Origin of the sequence: Paenibacillus sp. FSL K6-4396 (genome assembly GCF_038002525.1) — a bacterium.
Taxonomy (GTDB): Bacteria; Bacillota; Bacilli; order Paenibacillales; family Paenibacillaceae; genus Paenibacillus; species Paenibacillus amylolyticus_B.
Genome location: NZ_JBBOCR010000001.1, coordinates 4,134,348 through 4,156,201 on the forward strand (window position 1 = coordinate 4,134,348; position 21,854 = coordinate 4,156,201).

Genomic DNA, 21,854 nt, shown 5'->3' on the forward strand with positions numbered 1-21,854 from the left:
CCCCTAAATAGCTACATCACTCGTTTAAATAATTTTTCCAGATCATACGTTGAAAATGAAACCACAATCGGCCGCCCATGCGGACAAGTGTACGGCTGCCGACAAGAACCCAGACGCTGAATCAGCACTTCTGCTTCCTGATCCGTCAGCTTCTGGTTGGCTTTGATAGACGCCTTGCAGGAACACATGATGGATGCAGCTTCTCGCATTTTGGCTACATCTATGCTGCGTTCGCTTAGAACCCACTCGGACATCTCTTCGATAATGTCTTTCTCATCCCCTTTGGGGAACCAAAACGGATGGGAGCGCACACGGAACGTCTGTCCACCAAAATGCTCCAAATATACACCCGCCTGTTCGAACCAGGCCAGTCTTGTTTTCAGCTTTTCCGTCTCCGAAGGTGTAAACTCCAGCGTAATAGGCAGCAGTAACTCTTGTGAGGCCTGGGCAGGGTTACCGAATTTCTCGTAATAGTATTCATAATTCACACGTTCATGAGCGGCATGCTGATCAATCAAATATAAACCTTGATCATTTTGCGCGATCAAATACGTACCATGATGCTGTCCAATCAGACTCAGCTCAGGAAATTCGGGCATGGATGCATCCGATTTAATGGCTGCAGCAAGTTTAGTGGCATCAGGTAGACCTGAGGTTTTCCACGTCCGTTCGCCTCTTGCAATCGAAGACGGGTTGTAGGTTGACCGAGCTTCCCTAACCGGTGAATTTACAGATTCGGAGCGATACGTAGCTGGTTTACCTTCAGCCAACGGTTTTTCTGTTGCTCCACGATCCCCACCATCTTGAGAAGAGAGGTCAGATTTGGGAACAGTTTCGGTAGAACTTGTACTTGAACTTGTACTTACATCCTTAGTACCTTCCTGCACTTTAGAGATTGTCTGCCCCCCATCATTACTCGCCCCCTTCTGCAAAATATCCTCGTTCCAACTTTCTAACTGCTCAGGGGGGTGTGTAACCTCAGGTGGAGCTTCGGGCAAAGGCACGGTTTGTTTCTGTTCAGATACCGGCTGTACTGCGGACACATCCGCCGGAGCATCCAAATCCAGATCATCATCTTCCGTAGTCAACTTTAACAATGCATTAGAAGGTTTCCCGAGTGGACCTTCTTGCCCATACCCTTCTGCATCAGACTGGTCTTTCAGCGGACCACGTGGAAAGAGAAATTGTTCCTGAATAAAGGAACTATCGTCTCCACGTCGAATCTGCTGTTTTTTGACCTGTGGAATTAATACCTCCTGCCGGAGTATACCCCGCAACGTCGTCTCTATAAATTCATACAGTTCTGGTTCCTTGCTGAAGCGAACCTCCAACTTGGCTGGATGCACGTTCACATCCACAAGAGAGGGGTGCATCTCCAACTGCACCACGACAAGTGGAAAGCGATTAATGGGCAGCAAGGTATGGTAGGCTTTGAGAATCGCCTGATTGAGACCGTAATTGCGAACAAATCGCCCATTAACAATCGTTGACATACCATTACGATTCGCTCGTGTCCATTCTGGCAGGCTGATCAGCCCGCTCACCCGGTAATCCAGACTTTCACCCCGGATGGGAAGCATCGCTTTGGCAGCACTTGTCCCATAGATCGCTGCAACCACTTGCAGCAGATCGCCATTACCCAATGTCTGAAGCAACACATTCTCATTATGGCGCAGTCGGAACGAAATGTTTGGGTGAGACATCGCCATTCGGTAAAGGACATCTGATATATGTCCCAGTTCCGTCTGGATCGTTTTCATATATTTGAGTCTGGCAGGTGTATTGTAAAATAGTTCTCTCACTGCAAAATCTGTACCTTGGGGTGAGGTTGCATCTTCATGAGAGACAAGGTTCCCGCCTTCAATCACGATGCGGCGTCCTCGCCCGTCATTGTCACTTGCCGACAATACCTCTACCTTGGATACTGCCGCGATACTCGCCAAGGCTTCTCCACGGAATCCAAGACTTGTGATCTGGAACAGATCTCGGCCATGAGCTATTTTGCTGGTCGCGTGACGATAAAAGGCGGTTTCCATATCCTCTGGCTCGATACCTGAACCATTGTCTTTGACACGAATACTGAGGAGTCCGCCCTCTTCCACCGTCACTTCAATCTTGGTGGCGCCTGCATCCACCGAGTTTTCGAGCAACTCTTTGACAACTGAAGCAGGCCGTTCGACCACTTCACCCGCCGCGATCTGGTTGGCAATATGTTCATCAAGCACATGTATTTTCGCCACAGGTTTTCCCCTCCCTTATACTCAGGATAATTGCTGTGCCTTCAATTTGAGTTCATTCAATATCTGCATCGCCTGAAGAGGCGTCATATTCATGACATCGATATCTTTCATCGTACGGATGAATTCTCGCGCTGGTTTATCCACCGCAACTACATCCGGTTTCGTTGCCACATTCGGCTCATCATCCCCAAAGATGGACAGTTGAACCACATCCGAATGGTTTGCGCTGGACTGTGCTTTGCTGTTTGATTTCTTGGCATGCTGCTTCCCAGCCCCGGTCGAATCTTCAATAGGAGATGTGTAATCTGCACTTTCCGCAGTATCATGCTCCCGGAGCATAGACGCTGAATCCGTGTGTTGGAGCTCTCCATCTTTTAATTTCAAGCCTTCTTCCTGCTTCTCGTTTCCGATATATTCACTGCTCACCGCAACCTGAGCTGCCGCATGTTCAAACCCATGCAAAAGTCCATTCGCCCGCTCAATAATACTATCAGGCAGACCTGCAAGGCGCGCACAATAGATACCATAACTGCTGCTGGCTGCCCCGGCAATCAATTTGCGTAGGAAATTAACTTTGTCACCACTCTCCTGTACCGCCATGGAGTAGTTGGCCAGCTTGTCCAGACTCTCCTCCAGATGAGCAAGTTCATGGAAATGAGTTGATACAAGGGCTTTACAGCCGATGATATCATGTACATATTCAATAACAGACTGAGCAATAGCCATGCCTTCGCTGGTTGACGTTCCCCGTCCCAATTCATCGATTATAATCAGACTGCGTGGTGTGGCTTTGTCCGTCATGACCTGAATGTCGGCCATCTCCACCATGAATGTGCTTTGTCCACCAATGAGATCATCCGCGGCACCGATCCGTGTGAAAATACGATCCATGATCGGCACTTCCGCCTGAGCTGCAGGTACAAAACAACCCACTTGTGCCAAAATGGAGATTAAAGCGACCTGTCGCATATACGTACTCTTACCAGCCATATTTGGTCCAGTAATCAGCAGAATACGTGCCTCTTCCTTGGTCATTGCCGTGTGATTGGCAATAAATGCACCATCTCGCATGACCGCCTCAACGACCGGATGGCGTCCTTCTTCCACAACCAGATCATAACCGTCGGTCAACGTGGGCCGTACAAAGTTGCGCTCAGCACTGATCACCGCAAAAGATTGATACACATCAATTTCCGCTACCTGTTCAGCCAGCTTCTGCAATCTTGCAATCTCTTTGTTCAGCCGCTCGCGCAGCTCTGCGAATAGTCCATACTCAATATCAACCATTTTGTCCTGAGCTTCGAGAATCAGCGTCTCTTTTTCCTTCAACTCCGGCGTAATATATCGTTCTGCATTGGCAAGTGTCTGTTTACGTTCATAACGTCCCTCTGGCAGCGCGGACAGATTGGACTTGGTGATCTCGATATAATAACCAAACACTTTGTTATATCCAATCTTCAGCGATCGAATGCCCGTCGCCTCACGCTCTCGCGCTTCCAGCTCTGCAATCCACTGTTTCCCGTTGACCGAAGCCTCACGCAATTCATCCAGACGTTCATGATACCCTTCACGAATCAGGCCTCCGTCCCTTACCGATACAGGCGGCTCGTCCACAATGGCTTGCCCGATCGCTTCACGCAGATCATTGCAATCATCCATCGTTTCGGCAATATGCTGCAGTGTTGCGGAAGATGATCCTGCGCAATGCTGACGGAGTCCTGGAATTTTCTCCAGCGATGATTTGAGCGCATTCAGGTCACGACCATTGGCATTACCAAACGCAATTCGGCCTACCAAGCGCTCCAAATCATAGATGTCTTTGAGTTCTGCACGCAGGTCCTCACGCAATATAAACTGGTTGTACAACGTATCCACTGCTTCAAGACGCTCATTAATCTTCCCTTTTTGCAATAATGGCTTATCGACCCAGCGACGCAGCATTCTTGCACCCATGGACGTCTCGGTCCGATCAAGCAACCAGAGCAATGAACCTTTTTTGGAGCGTTCACGCACGGTTTCAACCAATTCCAGGTTCCGGCGGGTAAACGGGTCCAAGATCATATAATGATCCGGCTCATACGTTGAGATTTGGGTTAATTGTCCCAGAGAACGTTTCTGTGTCTCACTCAGATAGGAGAAAAGACGTGCAATGCACGCTTGACGTTCAGGCTCTAATCTTGCCCATACAGCCTCACCAAACTGCTGACGGACCAGTTCTTCCTTGTTCTTTGTCCACGCCGTGTAGACCACAGGGCGACCGATTGGAGATGCCTCGGCTTCTACCGTTTCGAGCAGCGCTGCATCCCCCACCAGCTCCGATGGTTCATAGATGCCGATTTCATCCTTAAGCCATTCCTTGGAATAGGGTACCGAAGTCACATACAACTCACCCGTTGACAGATCACAGGCCGCGAGCGCCAGCGTATTTTGATTACCTGTAAGACACACCATGTAGTTATTGGACTTGTCCCCTAGTGTTTTGCCTTCCATTACCGTTCCGGGTGTAACCACACGAACAATTTCACGTCGTACCATGCCTTTGGTTACACTGGCATCTTCCATCTGTTCACATATCGCAACTTTATATCCTTTTTCAATCAGACGCTGTATGTAATTGTCAGCCGAATGATAAGGTACACCGCACATCGGGATTTTGTCATCCGTGCCCCCGTTACGTGCAGTCAGCGTGATCTCAAGTTCACGAGCAGCATTAATCGCATCCTCGAAGAACATTTCATAGAAGTCACCCAGTCTAAAAAATAAAAAAGCATCTTGTGCTTCGGCCTTCACTTGCAAATATTGTTGAATCATTGGCGTATACTGAGCCATGATGAATATCCTCCATCCCGTTCCTATAATGTCAGGAAGAAACGCGTCCTGGAAGGACAATAAGACGGTCAGGCACTGTGTTTGCGCCTCCGCCTTATGTGTTGGCTAATCGCCACTTCCTTCAAAGGTTGCTGCTCCATATCTTCCGTAGCTCTCACTTATAAAGGTTGTTCAAAAAGTCCGCTTTTGATTACGAAGGATCCCTAGTGGCATCATCAGCGTCGAATATGGCATTCAGCCCAAATGTCCGTTGCTCACGTAGTTTTCCTACGCTCCGCTACTCCATCTCTAGCTTCATCCCATCTTCTCGGTACTAAAAACCGTTCTTTTTGAACTCGCACTTATAAAAGACTTGTTTCTTATTATATCAAAAAAACGTCCATACTTCATGAACCTGCCCGAATATTCCAGAGTTTGCGAATATCGCGGCTCTCATCCCAAGTTCTTCCCAGTTTTAATTGAAGGAGTAACGGAGACGCATACCGTTCATAACGTGCATATCCATCCAATCTCTTCAGATCATCTACCAGAGTTGGAATGTGTTCCTGAATCACTTCGCGCTTTCCCTCATAAAAAGCGGCATGAACCTCAGCTTTCGCCAACGGACGCTGCCGTAATTGAGTATACCCGCTCGCGATCAGACCTGCCAAGGCCACAACACCTTTCGCAACAAGGGGCGACACAAGAAAGCTGGGTAACGTACGGTACTCAAACCCACCATAGGATTTCAGGCGAAAATCACCAAGCGCTCCATAACGGGGTCGTCTTCCCGATCCACGTGGATCTTGCAGAAATGCCAGTGGCAATGCCAGATAATTGTCCAGTGCACGAAGCAGTTCCCCGGTAAGATTCACCCCGCTAAAATGAATATGACCACCCAGAGGTAACCCCCGTTGTGGCATCCCTCCTGCCTGCCAGATGAGCGAGTGATCACTGATGCTGCGGGAAGCGGCTGCGAATGCCCTCATCAGATGAGCCAGCAGTTCTCGTGGTTCGGAGCTGGGAGCAGGCCGCAATTCGGCAACCGGATATATGCGCCGTCCACCAATCGTCACGGAATCACAGCCTGCCATTCCTGTACGTTCAAGAAATCTGGAGGCGGGGACGATTTTGGATTCCGGCATCTGCACCAGAAGAAACTCTGGGTCCATGCCGAGTATCGGAGTGGGTCTGTGACTCTGCTCCTCATCCAGCAGTTCCTGATGCTGCTTCCAGCTTTCCCTATAGGTAGCAGCAAGGTTGGTCACCCCTTTCCAGGGACACGGGTCAATCGAAATCACTGCACAGCCGCCATTCCCTGAGGATTCCATTCGAACAGCTCCATGATCCAGTCCTAACGTATACAACGTTTTGATCGCAAGTCGTTCTACGCGCTTGAACAAGGTTGAACTCGCTTCACGCTCCAACAGAGTTTCCTGTGCCCCTCCCATGCCACTCGTATCCTTGCGTTTGATCCGGATCGCCTGCAGACAACTTATCTCTACGTCATAGCGTACACGCAAGCCTGGTTCACGTTTGCGCCGATCGTGCAGTGACAATACTTCAATGCCTGCCTGTTTCAACCGTTCTGCACGTTCTCCAGATGTCATCCTTTCATATCGTCGCAGCGCTTCCTCCGCTTGTTCCATCACATTCATTACGTCCCCCCTCCCGGATCATGCAACCAAAAATAAAAATAACCCCGCAATGCGGAGCCTTCCCGTGAAAGGTATTCCAGGCACATTGCGAGGCTCGTTACCACCCATTTTTCAATATTTAAGAAGAAAGAGGGCTTACGCCCTCTTCACCGCGCCTTCTGGCGCATATGATACCTTAGGTTATCCATTACAGGCGTCAAACTCACAGTTCATCGTCGAGCAGATCGGGATCGAGATCGTCATAATCTCCATCGCCACTGCCAAAGTCATAGTCCTTGTCTTCGTAATCACCGCAACCATCTGTGCAGACCTTCACACAAACTTTGGTTTCGGCAACGAGTTCCACAGCGAATTCCCGTTCAACCCGGATAATTACACTGCTTCCACCTGCTGATACTGTGGCTTCCACACAGCTGGGTTCCTGCGTTGCATCCGCAGATACCTCCACTGTGGAAGTCCGGTGTTTCGGGTCCAGATAGGACAAAGGCACATGTTCTACATACGAGACCGTTTCTTTGGCTACATCCGTCTGCGAATTCTTGTCGTAGGAATACCAAATGTTGATATCGTAAGTACCAATAACTTCAATTCCGTCACCCGCTGATACGGCTTCATATTGGTGGTTGATAATCCAAGCCCCCAAAATACTTGTCGGACCATTTGGCGGAGTCACGGTATGTGTTACGGTAGAGAACTTACGACCTTTGCCGCAGATCGCCTTCGTGATAATCTCTCTACATTGATGTTTATGACTCAATGACATCTTTAAACCTCCTCCATACAATCATTCACTACAAGTGTATGCAGGGCATTCGTCTAGGGTGACAACTATTTTCTATTATTCGTTTGTAGATTGGGACCGGTCCGAGATTGGGGACGGTGCTTTGTCCTTCTTCGCGACTTTCAGATACAGCGCGAGTTCACGGCACAACTGGAGAATTGCGGAACGAATCTCGAATTCTTCCCTTGTATCCGGCAGCTCCATACGTTTGAATTCTTCTTGCACATTCGCAAGAAGTTTTTCAGTTCGTCCGGTGTAGGATTCAGTAAGTACATCCTGACTAAGCTGATCGAACAGTTCCGATACCATTTCCGCATGTGGCATCTTCTGATAGATCTGGGACACCAGATGCATCATGTGCTGGATGGAGTCCAGCTGCGTTTTGCGCATATAGAAGTAGACACTCCATTCCTCATTCGGATGAATCACCTGATTCTCCAGAGAACGCTTGGCAGCATCAATACCGCCAAGGATCGCTTGATCTGCTTCAATCAGCTCTCTCCCCGCCCATGCTTCATTGGGATTACGCAGCGTGGCCGCAAATTCCTTGAAAATCTTCGAGAAGAGTTCATCGATTCGTTTGCGAATGCGTAGCATCTGTGGATCCGCTGCCGGCATATAGGCCAGGTTAACCACCATTGCGGAACCAAGACCAATTAACAACAAAGCAATTTGTACGAGGACGACATGCACGTCCATCTCCCCGCCGCCGAACACCCGAAACACAACAACAGAACCTGTAACAATACCTTCTTTGAAGCCTACCCGGACAATAGCCGGGAATGCGATCAATATGTATACCGCCAGCACCCAATAATGGAAGCCTAGAAAGTGAAAAAGTACACTTGCAAATAAAAGTCCAACTACGGAAGCAAAGAACCGCGCCGATATGGTGCGAATACTTCGTTTTCTCGTTACATCCACGCCAAGAATGGCAAGCAATCCCGCTGATGTTGGTCCCGGCAAGCGACACCAGTCTGCAATCAATACAGCCATTAATGCGGCGATTGCAGTTTTAATTACCCTAAAACCCATTTAACATTCCATCTCCTCTAAGCTGCAAAAAAATTCTTAGCCAGCTCGTCGCCTCATTCATTTATGATGACTAGTATGTCTCATCCAAATGTAAACTAGACGACATCAACCGACATGCGCATGCATGCCGGTCACAGCAACACGCCCCGAATGAGGGACGCTGGCAAGTTAGATCGTTGCGACAGAACCTCAAGGCCCTCTTCTCCAATCATCGCATTCATTCCGGATCTGCGCGGAATAATCATACTAAATATGGTACTTGATTTTACAGTATCGGGCAACGTGACACCCCTTGTGAAATTGTATACATACCATACCCGGTCACATTACGAGTAAAACACTTCCGAATCACCTGCGGCCAGCCAGCATTTTGCGTTCTGCATAGACAACAAGTTGGTACATGGCTGTTGCAACTGCAGCAATAATTAACAGACTCGATAATACAAGTGTGAAGTTGAATACCTGAAATCCGTAGATAATGAGATAACCGAGCCCTTGTTTGGCGACCAGAAACTCACCCACAATTACACCCACCCAAGCCATGCCAACATTCACTTTCAAGGTGGATACAATCGCCGGAAAAGAAGCAGGTAATACAACTTTTGTAAAAATCTCGGAACGGTCCCCACCAAACGTACGAATGACTTTAATATAATTGGGATCGACTTCATTGAAGCTGTTATACACCACCAGTGTCGTGATAATGACCGTGATGGACAATGTGGTCATGACAATCGCTGTAAAACCCGCGCCGAACATCACAATAAAGATCGGGCCAAGTGCTACCTTTGGCATACTGTTGAACACAACCATATAGGGGTCCAACACTTTGGACAAAAAAGGAGACCACCAAATTAAAACCGCAAGCAAGGTTCCAACGAGTGTTCCCAATAAAAAACCAACTGCCGTTTCCCCTACGGTTACCCCAACATGTGCCCACAACTCGCCACTAGCGATGTCCTTGCCAATCTGGACAAAAACTTTACTCGGATAACTGAACAACAACACATCAATCCAGCGAAGTCTGCCTGCCACTTCCCATAGCAAAAACATACATACTAGCATAGATAACTGTACGGCAAGCACTTGATGTCGCCATCTGGCCACCTGCTGAATATGATTCCGATGCAGCTGTCCCATCCATTCGTCACGCTTTTCCTGCTTCGGATTCATTGGATTCACGCGTCTTCTTCACCTCCCCCGGACTGATCCAGTTCACTCCACAATGCCTGAAACAACGCATTGAATCCTTCTTGCTCCCTGGCATGAAACGGCTGAGATTTACGAATTCCATCGGGAATGATAAATTCACGACGGATGCGGCCCGGATTGCGATCCAGTACAATGACGCGGTCACTGACCGCAATGGCTTCAGACAAATCATGGGTGACGAGAACAGAAGTTTTGCCAAACTGTTTTAACGTGTCCGAGACCAGATCCTCCAATTGCAGCTTGGTTTGATAATCAAGTGCCGAGAATGGTTCATCCAACAATAAAATTCCCGGATCGGTTGCCAGCGTGCGCACCAGAGCCACTCGCTGTCTCATGCCTCCTGAAAGCTCTGAAGGGTACTGATTCTCTGTTCCGGCCAAGCCCATACTTATCAGCAGTTCCCGTACACGTTCACGACTCCGTTCATCCAATCTGCCTGTCAGTTCAAGACCGATCAATGCGTTATCGAGAATGGTCCGCCATGGAAACAGATAGTCCTGTTGAAGCATATAACCAATCTGTGATGAGGGACCGCCAACGAGTTTCCCTTTAACCTTAACCTCTCCTCGGGTGGGTGTGAGCAGCCCGGCGATGATCGACAACAATGTCGTTTTACCGCATCCACTCGGTCCAACCAGACTGACGAACTCTCCTTTTTGGATCTCCAGACTCAAGTCCTCAATCACCAAGGAAGCTTCCCGCTCACTGACGTATACTTGAGAGATCCCCTCCAGTCGGATCACACTTTCGGATTCAGGCATTCTGCTCACTTCCTTTCCTGAATACCCATTACTTTGATTTCGTGGCTTCTTCCGCATAGGCATTATCCACAATGGCATTCAAATCCACGCGTTCTTTCAACTCTCCCGCAGCACTCATGACATCCAGCAGATTGTTCCACTCTTCCTCATCAATGATCGGGTCCGTTGCATAGCTGCCCTGTTCCTTATAACGGTTTACACTACTGATCAAAATGGCTGAATCGATGTCTTTGAAAAAAGGAGAAATGACCTCCGCAATCTCTTCAGCACTGTGGGAATCTACCCATGCCTGCGCTTTGTGCAGACCATTCGTAAATTTCTGTACGATATCCTTATTGTCATTCAGATAACTCTGTTTCGTCATGAAGACGGTATAAGGCAGACGACCACTTTCTGTTCCAAACGATGCAACAACCTTGCCCCGATCTTCTTGTTCAAAGATGGATGCCTGGGGCTCAAACAGTTGAACATAATCTCCCGTACCTGAGGCGAAAGCAGACGCAATGTTGGCAAAGTCCACATTTTGAATCAGCTCTAGATCACTTTGCGGATCAATGCCATGTTTGTTCAGTGCGAACTCCCCTGCCATTTGCGGCATACCGCCTTTGCGCTGACCGAGAAATGTCGAATCCCTCAGTTGCTCCCAATCGAAGCTACCTTCTGTGTTACGAGCGAACAGAAATGTACCATCCGTCTGGGTGAGCTGGGCAAAGTTAATGACCGGATCTTCCGCTCCCTGCTGATAGACATATATGGACGTCTCCGCTCCTACCAGTGCGATATCCACTGAACCTGCGAGTAATGCCGCCATCGTTTTGTCACCGCCAGCAGTCGTCTGAATATCCACCTCAAGTCCCTGCTCTTCAAAAAAACCTTGAGCCACAGCCACATATTCCGGTGCGTAAAATACCGAACGAGTCACTTCGCCAATCGTAATCTTGGCTTCATTCTCTTCCTTATTACAGCTGGTGAGCGCCACAATGATAATCAGCAGAATAACGATGCCCCGGACGAACCATGGCGTGTATTTCATGTTGTTTCCCTCCTTCACTGGTTTCAGCAGTTTCTCTCTATTATGGATATGCCGATGCCCAACAAAAGGTTAAGAACTTAAATGCAAAAAAGAGCCGGGCAATGATGCCCGACTCTTCAGCTCTTCGAAATGTTATTCAATATGTTATATATGGGTTACCTACAGCTTGTAAATCTCGGCGTATTTGGCTTCCAGATAATCGGCCAGATAATCCGGGTTCAACTCTTCACCCGTTACGGCAACAATCAATTCGGAAGGTGTGCGACTTTTGCCATACCGATAGATCTTGTCTGTAAGCCATTCCTTAATTGGAATCAGATTACCTTCGGCAATAAGAGTATCAAACTCCGGCATTTCCTTGCGCAATGTATGTAGAATTTGAGCTGCATACATATTACCCAGAGAATACGAAGCAAAGTAACCAAAGTCACCACCAGACCAGTGAACATCCTGAAGAACGCCGTCTCCATCATTCGTTGGCATAATACCGAGGTATTCCTTGTATTTTGCATTCCAGGTCTCCGGGAGGTCTTTCACTTCCAGACCATCGTTGAATAACATTTTCTCGATCTCATACCGGATAATAATATGCAGGTTATAGGTCAGTTCATCCGCTTCAATCCGAATGAGTGAACTCTCCACCCGATTGATTGCACGATAGAAATCTTCCAGTTCAACCTCGCTCAGTTGCGGGAAATGCTGCTGCAAATCTTTATAATAACGTGTCCAGAATGGCAGGCTGCGACCAATCATGTTTTCCCAAAGACGGGACTGTGACTCATGAATCCCCATGGACGTTCCTTCGGCAAGAAGGGTACCCGCCAGACTGTCATCAATATTTTGCTCGTACAGGGCATGTCCGCCCTCATGCAGTGAACTGAAGACTGCGCTTGCTACATCATCTTGCAGATAATGTGTTGTGATCCGCACATCACCCGGGTTAAGACCCGTTGCAAAAGGATGAACACTCTCGTCCAATCGTCCAGCTTCAAAGTCATAGCCCATTTGTTCCAAGATGAACAGACTGAATTTTTCCTGCTGTTCGGTGTCAAACAACTGATTCAGGAACTCTGTATTTGGCTTGTTTTCTGAAGCATTGATCTTCTCTTGCAAAGGTACCAAACGTGCTTTGAGGCGAGCGAACACAGCGTCCACTTTCTCAACCGTCAGATCTGGTTCATACATATCAAGCAACGTATCATAACGTGTATCCTTCACACCCCAATAATCAATAAACTCCTGTTTGAGCTTAACGATATCTGTCAGATATGGGGAGAACCCGGCAAAATCACTGTTATGCTTGGCATCTTCCCATGCCGTTTCTGACTTGGCCGTGAGCACGGTATATGCTTGCACTTTCTCAGGCGGTACAGACTGACTGCGATCATATTCTTTCTTGCAATCTTCAACCTGACGACGATCTATATCTTCGAGCTGTTCCAATACCGCTGGAGTCGTTAATGCATCCAGGTAAGTCTTCATGTCAGCCGAGGTTTGCAGCTTGAATGCTTCGGTGGACAACATACCCAGCGTCTCCGAACGTGTCGGAACGCCTTTTTTCGGCGCACCTGTGCGCAGATCCCAGTGAAGCAAACCAATGGCTTCATGATAGCTCTTAATTTTACGAGCCAGATTACGGAAGGATTCCAAATGTTCCTGTGTTTGTTTATCCATTGTTATCGTTCACCTCTTCAAAAAAAATGTTATACCCTATTGATGATACTTTTTGCATTGCGTATAATCAACTTTTAACAGATGAAAATTGCATTGTTCTCCTAAAGATACGTGTTCCAAAAGTCTGGTTTTCATTACCGAGAAGATAGTAATTGAATTTAACTTCGATGCTGATGATGCCCTTAGGCATGATTTGTAATCAAAAGTGGACTTTTTGAACAACCTCTAAAGGGTTCGAGTAATGCCATCTGCTGACCGTGAAATACTATTAAAGCAAAGGCGCGTAGGACAAGCTGCATCATATGCAAGTGGCCGTGCTCGTCGTATTGGATAACAGGAGGCAATGGACATGAACAACATTCAAGAGATTTTGGCTTACAACAAATCATTTGTCGAGACCAAAGAATACGAAAAGTATACGGCTGGCAAGTTTCCAACCAAAAAGATGGTTATCATCACTTGTATGGATACACGTCTGGTGGAATTGCTGCCCAAGGCTATGAACCTGAAAAACGGTGATGTGAAAATCATCAAAAACGCAGGCGCAATTATCTCTCAGCCTTTCGGGAGTGTAATGCGTAGTGTACTTGTCGCCATCTATGAACTGGGTGCAGATGAAGTCCTGGTAGTGGGGCATACGGAATGTGGTATGGCTTCCCTTCACGCAGAAACCATGATTGGACATATGGTAGAGCGTGGTGTATCGGAAGAAGTCATGACTACTCTGGAGAATTCGGGGATCCGTTTGCAAAAATGGTTGCGCGGGTTTGACAGCGTCGAAGAAGGGGTAAAGCATACTGTGGAAGTGATCAAGAAGCATCCTTTACTTCCTCCCAATGTACCCGTCCACGGCATGGTTATCGATTCTGCCACAGGTGAGCTTGATCTTGTCGCTGAGGGGTATAGACAACAGGCATCTCTCTAAATGGTTTGGAGTGCGGACCTTATGGTTCGCACTTTTTTTGTCTAAATTAAGGCAGTTGTTCTGTCAGGTTGTCAAACCATACAGTTTCAGTGTACACTTTTTATGAAAGCGGTCAAAGAAAGTAAAAACGATTGTTCTCTCTGACCTAGCCCTAATATTAAGGAGACATGTGCATGAACATACTTTCCTACGGATTACTCGGGCTGCTTACCCGCGAGGAGTCATCGGGCTATGATCTGATGCTGAAAATCCAGCCTCATTGGCAGGCGAAACACAGCCAGATCTATCCCCTCCTGTCCAAGATGGAAAACGATGAGTTATTGGCCTCCCGCTGGGTACAACAGTCTGACAAACCGGACAAGAAAATGTACGCAGTTACGGAAAAAGGCATTGAAAAGCTCTTGGAATGGATGATTACTCCTGTTACCGCACCGGTTACACGCGATGAATTTAATTTGCGTATTTTGTGTGTTGGCATAGCGGAAGACGGAAGCATGAGACGCATTCTGAATGAGCGTAAAAGCTGGTTCATGGAACGCATACGTTATTTCGAGGATCTGAAGTCACGTATACCTCAGGATAATCTTCGTGTAGGCAACCGAGATTTTGGAAGCTACATCCTGGTACAAAAAGGGTTAATGCACGCACAAACAGGCCTGGAATGGTGTCATTGGGTTACCCAATTGCTTGATGGCCAAGCTGCAATTCAAGACCCAAGTCCAAGCGTTTCGGAAGTTTAATAAAATTTGAAACGTTCCTGCAAGTTGACCGTATTACATGAGTAAGGCCCATTTTTGGGCGATTCAAACAAATTAATCGGGGGGTTACGATCTTTACAATGAAGAAAAAATTTGGATTTAAACATCTAATGATGGTATTTATGGCCTTTACATTATTGTTCGCAACAGTGGGAGTAACGAATCCGGATTCTGCGGATGCAAGACGTGGTGGCGGATTCAAATCCGGTACAAAAAGTTATAGCAATACACCTAAGAAATCCGACTCCAACAGTAACGTGAATAAATCCAATTCCGGTAATAATTCCGGTACTGGTGCAGCTGCAACTCGTGGTGGATTCTTCGGCGGTGGCGGAGGATTCATGAAAGGCATGATGCTTGGTGGTCTTGCTGGTATGATGTTCGGCGGATTGTTCGGTGGCATGGGCGCTCTGGGTAACATCCTTGGATTGCTCGTGAACGTTGCAGCAATTATGTTGATTGTTATGCTGGCTATGGCACTCTTCAGAGCCATCTCCAATCGTCGCAAACCTGCAGCGGATGGTCGTTATGACCGTCGCAATGATCGTGATGACGACCGTAACAGAAACGGACGGTACTAATCTCTATGGTTCTGAGCATGGATGAAATTGTGAATGCAATCTGTATTCATATGGCAGAACGTAAGGGTGTACGTCCAACCGATGTGAATGTAGAACTGAGCTGGGAAGAAGATACAGGTTATTCCGCTGAAGTTTGGATCCAAGGCCGTAGTCAATATCTGGTGGAGTCCAATATGATTGAAGCGATTCTTCGTTACCTGCACAGTGAATACAACATCCGGGCGTACCGTGAGAACGTACGACTTGATCTGGATGAAGAGATCACAGCGATCGTTAATCAATAAGATAGGTCAGTCACTGGCCTGATATACGAAAGACCGCCTCCCCTCTGTCGCCTGACAGAGATGGAAGGCGGTCTTTTTGTTTCTTTATTTGTAGCTTTATTTGTACTCTAATGCAGTCTCTATATGTGTCTGTGTTACATTCTACTTCTTGGAAACTACGATTGAAGTTTAACCAGGCTGTAGTTCTTCTTACCTTTACGGATAATGATGAATTTACCGCCAATGGCGTGTTCTGCCGACACCGTGAATTCAAGCTCCGTGATTTTCTCACCATTCATGGAAATTGCACCTTTGGTGACATCCTCCCGCGCTTGGCGCTTGGATGGCTCCAGACCCAGATCTACGAGCCAATCCACAATATTTTTGGCTTCGCCGTCCGTTTCAAAGGTAGGCATTTCCTTGAAGCCCTGCTCGATTTCGTCTGCGGTCAGGGAACGGATATCACCACTGAACAGCGCCGCTGTAATACGTTTAGCCTGTTCAAGCATTTCTTCGCCGTGTACGAATTTTGTCATTTCTTCCGCAAGTGCTTTCTGTGCTTCACGTCTGTGCGGCTCTGTCTCTACCTTTTCAGCCAAAGCTTCAATTTCTTCTTTGCTCAGGAAGGTAAAGTATTTCAAGTATTTGATCACATCACGGTCATCTGTGTTCGCCCAGAACTGGTAGAATTCAAATGGTGTCGTTTTGTTCGGATCAAGCCAGATTGCGCCGCCAGCTGTTTTACCGAATTTGGTTCCATCGGATTTAAGCATAAGTGGAATGGTCAGACCGTACGCCTTCGCTTCAGATCCTTCTTTTTTACGAATCAGATCAAGACCACTCGTGATATTCCCCCATTGATCGGAACCGCCAATTTGAAGCTGTACATCTTCGTTCTGGAACAGGTGCAGGTAGTCGAGTGATTGAAGAATCTGGTAGGAGAACTCAGTGAACGAGATTCCGCCTTCCAGTCTGCTCGCAACTACATCCTTAGCAAGCATTGTGTTGAGGTTAAAGTTTTTGCCGTAGTCACGCAAGAATTCAATGACATTGATTTTGTGTGTCCAATCGTAGTTGTTCACCATGCGTACCTGATTATCCCCGTCTGTTACGAACAACTTCTTCATCTGCGCGGTCAGTGCATCCACGTTCTCCTGCACTTGCTCCATCGTTTGCAAAGAACGCTCTGCCTGACGACCACTTGGATCACCAATCGTGCCTGTAGCTCCACCAATCAAAATAACCGGACGGTGTCCTGCCAGTTGAAAACGTTTCAGCATCATGAAGGGAATTAAATGTCCGATATGCATGCTATCCCCCGTAGGGTCAACACCGCAGTACAAAGAAACGGACTTCGTTTCAGTCAATTCACGTAATCCCTCTGCATCCGTTTGCTGGTTAATGGCGTCACGCCACTGTAGTTCATCAATAATATTCATTCGTATAACCCCTTTTCTATCCTCAAAATTCAGTCATGATCTACGTTAATTTACAAAAAACACACTGGAACGGCTTTTTTGGACACAAAAAAATCGCCTCCTTGTCTTCATTAGACACAGGGACGATTATCATAACCGTGGTACCACCCAAATTGCATGGATAACACATAACCTTAACACGCTATCCATACCACTTTTGGCAATATATCGTTTGCCCATCCGCTTGGCATTACCCAAGTACTCCAGAGTGTAATTCGCAGCCCTTGTATGTATCAGGTTCCATCAACCCCTGACTTTCTGTAACAGGGACAAAGCCGCTACTGCGCTCTATCAACGTGATTCATGTATTCAATTTATAGCAAGTATAGCCGAACGTTTCAGTCATTGCAAGACCAAGTATTAATCTTCGAACAGAACAACGGATGCGTAGTTGAAACCAGATTATATAATCATCATGTTCAATTTTCCGTGATAATAACCATAGGCTTTCTCCGCGATCTGATCCTCATTGTTCCAAAATTGCTGATCCAGTTCATCTAACTGGTGCTCTTGTTCCTTTGTCAGTAATTTAGGAATGTCCCATAGTTCAGTAAGCCTTTCATCCTCTTTCAGATGCTCAATGCAGCCGTATGGTGACGTTATAATCTCCACAACTTGAGTCGCACCAATGATATGTAATGCCCGCAACGCGTAACGGTATACTTCTTCCCCCCAGTTGCAGAAAAACTGTATAAAACCACCATTAAAGACATCCGCCTCTAACAGCCATAAAGCAGCAACGTCCTGCTCGTTCGAAGTTAACGATGCCCAGCCCTGTTCAGATTCATTCTTTTTTTCGACAAATAACACAGCATAGTCATGCCATACATCATTAATATCTTGCTCACTCACGTTACACACCTCACTTTTCTTTATGCCATGCTCTCTAACTCCTGACGTTTACCCGTCTGATGCCAATGTAAATACGGATCACCGATCTGCTGGAAAGCTTCCTGAACACCCCTGTTCAGTTCCTTCATGACTTCATCTGTATAGTTCAAATGCGTCTGTTTATTATCCACGCCATGTCGTTCCAACAATCCTACATGCGTCGCGGTGAAAATAATATCTTCCAGCAGCCAATAGATGACTTCCTCTGGCTGTTTTACTCGTTTCTCTAACGAGACGAGACCACGTTCGTATATTCGAACAATATACGTATCTTTTCCACACTCTACATAGGGTACACCATCCCATTTAAAGGTCTCAAACAAGCGGTTAACATAGTTCTGCATCTGTTCTCTAGGGAAGAATGTAAGCTTTAAAAGCTGTATAAGGATGTCTGCCAATTGTTGTTTGCTTAACATGTTGGACATGAATGCACCTGCCTCTATAAAAGTAAATCTCTATTTCTCTAATTATTGCATGATAATCTCCGAATTCAATTCCCATGATGGATTTTAACATCGATGACAGAATGAAAAAATGAAAAGACTGCCCAAGGCAGCCTCCTCATTCCATACTGTTCAATCAGGTCCCACAAAAAGTCTGATACGAAGTATTGCATTGTGCAGGTAGTTCGGCATATTCAGCCTGCTCAGGTGAGTATGCGAACGGGTCTGAAAGAACCTTCAAAAGCTTCTGCATCACGCTAAGATCTCCGTGGTTCTCCGCTCGCTCAAGGGCTTCCTCGACCCGATGATTGCGGGGAATGACGGCTGGATTGCTTGTTCTCATCAACTGCCGAGAGACTTCCTTCCCCTCATGCTGTCTTTCCAATCTTGCTTGCCAACGTTCATGCCATTCCGAAAATTCTGTCGAGGCATACATTGTTATCCCTTCCAATGTGTCAATGGTCAACGCCAGGAACGTATTGGTGTAATCCGCACTATGCTTCTCCATGAGTTCGAGGAGATCCTTGATCAGCGCTTCATCTTCGGCTTCTTCATCCAACAAGCCCAGTTTGGCACGCATCCCCTTAAGCCAGTGCTGATGGTACAATTCAGAAAATTGTGCGATAGCATCCTGCGCAAGTTGCACTGCCTGCTCTTCATCTTCATGCAACAACGGCAGAAGTGTCTCGGCAAATCGAGCCAAATTCCACCCGGCAATATAAGGTTGATTGCCATATGCATAGCGACCTTGTCTGTCAATGGAGCTAAATACGGTCCCAGGATTGTAAGCATCCATAAAGGCACATGGACCGTAATCAATGGTCTCACCACTAATGGCCATGTTATCCGTGTTCATCACACCATGAATGAAACCAATACGCTGCCATTGGGCAATGAGAGCCGCCTGCCGTTTAATCACTTCCTGAAGGAGCAAAAGATAACGATTTTCGGCTTGAGCAACCTCGGGGAAATGTCGATGCAACGTGTACTCAGCCAACGCCCGAAGATCTTCAATAGACCCCCATCTTGCTGCGTACTGAAAGGTTGCCACCCTGATGTGACTAGAAGCAACACGGGTCAAGATAGCCCCTGGCCGCTCTGTTTCGCGGATAATGTTTTCACCTGTTGATACCACAGCCAGACTGCGTGTCGTTGGGATCCCCAGTGCATACATTGCTTCACTAATAATATACTCTCGCAACATTGGCCCTACAGCAGCACGTCCATCTCCTCCACGGGAGTAGGGTGTTCTTCCTGAACCTTTCAGCTGGATATCCACTCGCTCGCCCTGTGGCGTAATCTGTTCTCCCAGCAGCAAAGCACGACCATCACCAAGCATGTTAAAATTGCCAAATTGATGTCCTGCATAGGCCTGAGCCAAAGGCTCGGCTCCTTCCGGAATCGAATTACCTGCAAAAATTTGCGCCCCTTCATCACTGTCAAGAGACTCCACATCCAGTCCCAAGCCGGATGCAAGCAGTCTATTGAAAATGATCAGCTTTGGTGATTCAACAGGCACCGCACCCTGACTTGTAAAAAAGGGTTGCGGTAACTGCGCATAACTATTCTCCAAGTTCCACCCTTTGTTCAACGTTTCTTGTTGCATGTGATCACAACTCCTTTTCTGTACCAGAGATATCCCTTGGTTATATTGTAGCCTTGTGAACCAATGCTCATTTATGTAGTCGCATGGAAATTCAATTCAAGAGGATGTTGACTTAAACGAACATCTAAAATGTTCTTGATGAAACTTTAGCATATTTGCATTCCTTTTGCATTCCTCATGAATAGTCACTTTGATAAGGGAACCACCACATTGTTGGTTTCGCGCAAAAAAATCCAAGAAGTTTTTTGGCCAAGTGGAGTCATTTCCTTTCATTCCACTTCCCAGAGAAACCTTCTTGGATCTGTTCCGTTTACCCGATGACATGTATGTTATTACAAGAATTACGTATGTGCTTCCTGAACCTGTACGGGTTGTACAGGCAAGCTTTCTTTTTTGAAACCGAGGTTAAAGAAGACATTGAGCAGGATCGCTGACAGGCTTCCCGTAATAATACCATCACTAACAATAATCCGAATACTTTGAGGAAGCTGGGCAAACAGGTCGGGTACAGCAGTAACACCGAGCCCAAGTGAAACGGAGCAAGCCACGATCAACAGATTGGATTGTTTGCCAAAGTCGACGTTTTGCAGCATTTTGATCCCGGATGAAACAACCATTCCGAACAGGATAACAGTCGCTCCCCCGAGGACAGCACTTGGAATAATGGTTGCAAAAGCAGCTACCTTCGGAATGAGCCCCAGAAAGACCAGAATACCTCCAGCTGCAACAACAACATTGGTCGTTTTCACTTTGGAGAGCTGAACCAAACCAACATTCTGTGCAAATGTATTGTATGGAAAAGCATTGAATATGCCGCCAAGGACAAACGCGAGACCTTCTGCACGATATCCCCGTGCCAGATCGTTTTCGTTGATCGGTTGATCACAGATTTTGCTCAAAGCCATAAATACACCTGTTGATTCGATGATAACCACCGTACCTACAATAATCATTGTAATGATTGGGCCGATTTCGAAGGTAGGCCATCCAAAGTAAAAGGGTTGAGGTAAATGGAACCAGGAGGCTTCCTGTACAGAGGCAAAATTCACTTTTCCCATGATGGCTGCGATGAGGGTTCCCACGATAATTCCAAGGAGAACAGCCAGGGATTTAACAAACCCGCGAGCATATCGATTCAGGATTAGAATAAAAAGTAATACACCAAATGAAAGCGCCAAATTATCCAAACTTCCGAAATTCTCACTGTTTGCTCCACCCGCCATGTTTTTAATGCCGGTTGGGATTAGCGCAAGACCGATAATGGTTACCACTGTACCGATCACGACTGGCGGAAACAATTTGACGATTTTGCTAAAAAATACGGCAAAGATGACGATAAATAACCCCGCTGCGATGATCGACCCATATATGGCAGGAATTCCGTATTGCGATCCAATCGCAATCATCGGTGTCACCGCTACAAAAGAACTTCCGAGCACCGCTGGCAAACCAATCCCCAAGTACTTCCCTTTTCGTGCCTGAAGCCATGTGGCAATCCCACACGTTAACAGGTCAATGGATACCAGATACGCCAACTGCTCTGCAGTCAGATTTAGTGCTCTGCCCACAAGCAAAGGCACCAGAATCGCTCCCGCATACATCGCGAGTACGTGCTGAATCCCCAGTGAAAAAACTCTCATCTTTTTGGTTTCTTTCATCCCACGTTGCCCCCCTGAAATTAGAATCAACAGAACCACTGCAAAATCA

General features: G+C 46.9%; 18 protein-coding genes and 1 other annotated feature. Of the genes, 4 read left to right on the forward strand and 14 right to left on the reverse strand.

The features are described from left to right. Positions 1 to 11: 11 nt before the first annotated feature. The 9 genes from mutL to MHB85_RS17930 form a co-directional block, all read right to left on the reverse strand. Positions 12 to 2,240 carry a DNA mismatch repair endonuclease MutL gene (mutL, locus tag MHB85_RS17890; RefSeq protein ID WP_091011952.1) on the reverse strand — a complete coding sequence of 743 codons (2,229 nt, stop codon included), beginning with the start codon at positions 2,238 to 2,240 and terminating at the stop codon, positions 12 to 14. A gap of 21 nt (positions 2,241 to 2,261) precedes the next feature. Then, entirely contained in the window at positions 2,262 to 5,069 is a 2,808-nt protein-coding gene (gene mutS / locus MHB85_RS17895) for a DNA mismatch repair protein MutS (RefSeq protein ID WP_091011950.1), read from the reverse strand. Positions 5,070 to 5,455: 386 nt separating this feature from the next. Next, positions 5,456 to 6,706: a putative amidoligase domain-containing protein gene (locus MHB85_RS17900; protein ID WP_256974854.1), complete on the reverse strand. Its 1,251-nt coding sequence runs from the start codon at positions 6,704 to 6,706 to the stop codon at positions 5,456 to 5,458. A gap of 202 nt (positions 6,707 to 6,908) precedes the next feature. After that, positions 6,909 to 7,469 carry an outer spore coat protein CotE gene (locus tag MHB85_RS17905; protein ID WP_062835006.1) on the reverse strand — a complete coding sequence of 187 codons (561 nt, stop codon included), beginning with the start codon at positions 7,467 to 7,469 and terminating at the stop codon, positions 6,909 to 6,911. A gap of 75 nt (positions 7,470 to 7,544) precedes the next feature. Beyond that, positions 7,545 to 8,522 carry an aromatic acid exporter family protein gene (locus MHB85_RS17910; protein WP_091011949.1) on the reverse strand — a complete coding sequence of 326 codons (978 nt, stop codon included), beginning with the start codon at positions 8,520 to 8,522 and terminating at the stop codon, positions 7,545 to 7,547. Positions 8,523 to 8,870: 348 nt separating this feature from the next. Beyond that, complete coding sequence (locus MHB85_RS17915; protein ID WP_373419790.1) at positions 8,871 to 9,662, reverse strand: ABC transporter permease; 792 nt, start codon at positions 9,660 to 9,662, stop codon at positions 8,871 to 8,873. A 38-nt stretch (positions 9,663 to 9,700) separates the two neighbouring features. After that, positions 9,701 to 10,495 carry an ABC transporter ATP-binding protein gene (locus MHB85_RS17920; RefSeq protein ID WP_091011947.1) on the reverse strand — a complete coding sequence of 265 codons (795 nt, stop codon included), beginning with the start codon at positions 10,493 to 10,495 and terminating at the stop codon, positions 9,701 to 9,703. 28 nt (positions 10,496 to 10,523) lie between these two features. Further along, entirely contained in the window at positions 10,524 to 11,528 is a 1,005-nt protein-coding gene (locus MHB85_RS17925) for an ABC transporter substrate-binding protein (RefSeq protein ID WP_091011946.1), read from the reverse strand. A gap of 159 nt (positions 11,529 to 11,687) precedes the next feature. Beyond that, positions 11,688 to 13,202, reverse strand: a complete 1,515-nt coding sequence (locus MHB85_RS17930; RefSeq protein ID WP_091011944.1) for a carboxypeptidase M32 — start codon at positions 13,200 to 13,202, stop codon at positions 11,688 to 11,690. A gap of 349 nt (positions 13,203 to 13,551) precedes the next feature. On the opposite strand from MHB85_RS17930, the gene MHB85_RS17935 reads away from it, so the two are divergent. The 4 genes from MHB85_RS17935 (at position 13,552) to MHB85_RS17950 (ending at position 15,750) form a co-directional block, all read left to right on the forward strand. Continuing rightward, entirely contained in the window at positions 13,552 to 14,127 is a 576-nt protein-coding gene (locus MHB85_RS17935; protein WP_105599250.1) for a beta-class carbonic anhydrase, read from the forward strand. A gap of 173 nt (positions 14,128 to 14,300) precedes the next feature. Then, the gene (locus MHB85_RS17940) at positions 14,301 to 14,867 is read left to right on the forward strand and encodes a PadR family transcriptional regulator (RefSeq protein ID WP_091011941.1); all 567 of its coding nucleotides are present in this window, start codon (positions 14,301 to 14,303) and stop codon (positions 14,865 to 14,867) included. A gap of 98 nt (positions 14,868 to 14,965) precedes the next feature. Beyond that, complete coding sequence (locus MHB85_RS17945) at positions 14,966 to 15,466, forward strand: hypothetical protein (protein ID WP_091011940.1); 501 nt, start codon at positions 14,966 to 14,968, stop codon at positions 15,464 to 15,466. A gap of 5 nt (positions 15,467 to 15,471) precedes the next feature. Next, a complete protein-coding gene (locus tag MHB85_RS17950) occupies positions 15,472 to 15,750 on the forward strand; it encodes a YxcD family protein (protein WP_017687903.1) in 279 nt (92 codons plus the stop codon). Between the two features lie 155 nt (positions 15,751 to 15,905). On the opposite strand, the gene tyrS is transcribed toward MHB85_RS17950, so the two are convergent. The 5 genes from tyrS to MHB85_RS17975 all read right to left on the reverse strand — a co-directional run bounded on the left by tyrS (position 15,906) and on the right by MHB85_RS17975 (position 21,805). Next, positions 15,906 to 17,168 carry a tyrosine--tRNA ligase gene (gene tyrS / locus MHB85_RS17955; RefSeq protein WP_091011938.1) on the reverse strand — a complete coding sequence of 421 codons (1,263 nt, stop codon included), beginning with the start codon at positions 17,166 to 17,168 and terminating at the stop codon, positions 15,906 to 15,908. Positions 17,169 to 17,283: 115 nt separating this feature from the next. Continuing rightward, positions 17,284 to 17,511, reverse strand: a binding site (T-box leader). Between the two features lie 98 nt (positions 17,512 to 17,609). Then, positions 17,610 to 18,059, reverse strand: a complete 450-nt coding sequence (locus MHB85_RS17960) for a DMP19 family protein (protein WP_105599251.1) — start codon at positions 18,057 to 18,059, stop codon at positions 17,610 to 17,612. A 20-nt stretch (positions 18,060 to 18,079) separates the two neighbouring features. Next, positions 18,080 to 18,523 (reverse strand): Imm63 family immunity protein, encoded by a 444-nt coding sequence (locus MHB85_RS17965; protein WP_105599252.1) that lies wholly within the window; start codon positions 18,521 to 18,523, stop codon positions 18,080 to 18,082. A gap of 154 nt (positions 18,524 to 18,677) precedes the next feature. Further along, on the reverse strand, positions 18,678 to 20,147 hold the full coding sequence (locus tag MHB85_RS17970) for a protein adenylyltransferase SelO (RefSeq protein ID WP_105599253.1): 1,470 nt from the start codon (positions 20,145 to 20,147) through the stop codon (positions 18,678 to 18,680). A 341-nt stretch (positions 20,148 to 20,488) separates the two neighbouring features. Beyond that, the gene (locus MHB85_RS17975) at positions 20,489 to 21,805 is read right to left on the reverse strand and encodes a nucleobase:cation symporter-2 family protein (RefSeq protein WP_105599254.1); all 1,317 of its coding nucleotides are present in this window, start codon (positions 21,803 to 21,805) and stop codon (positions 20,489 to 20,491) included. Positions 21,806 to 21,854 lie beyond the last annotated feature (49 nt).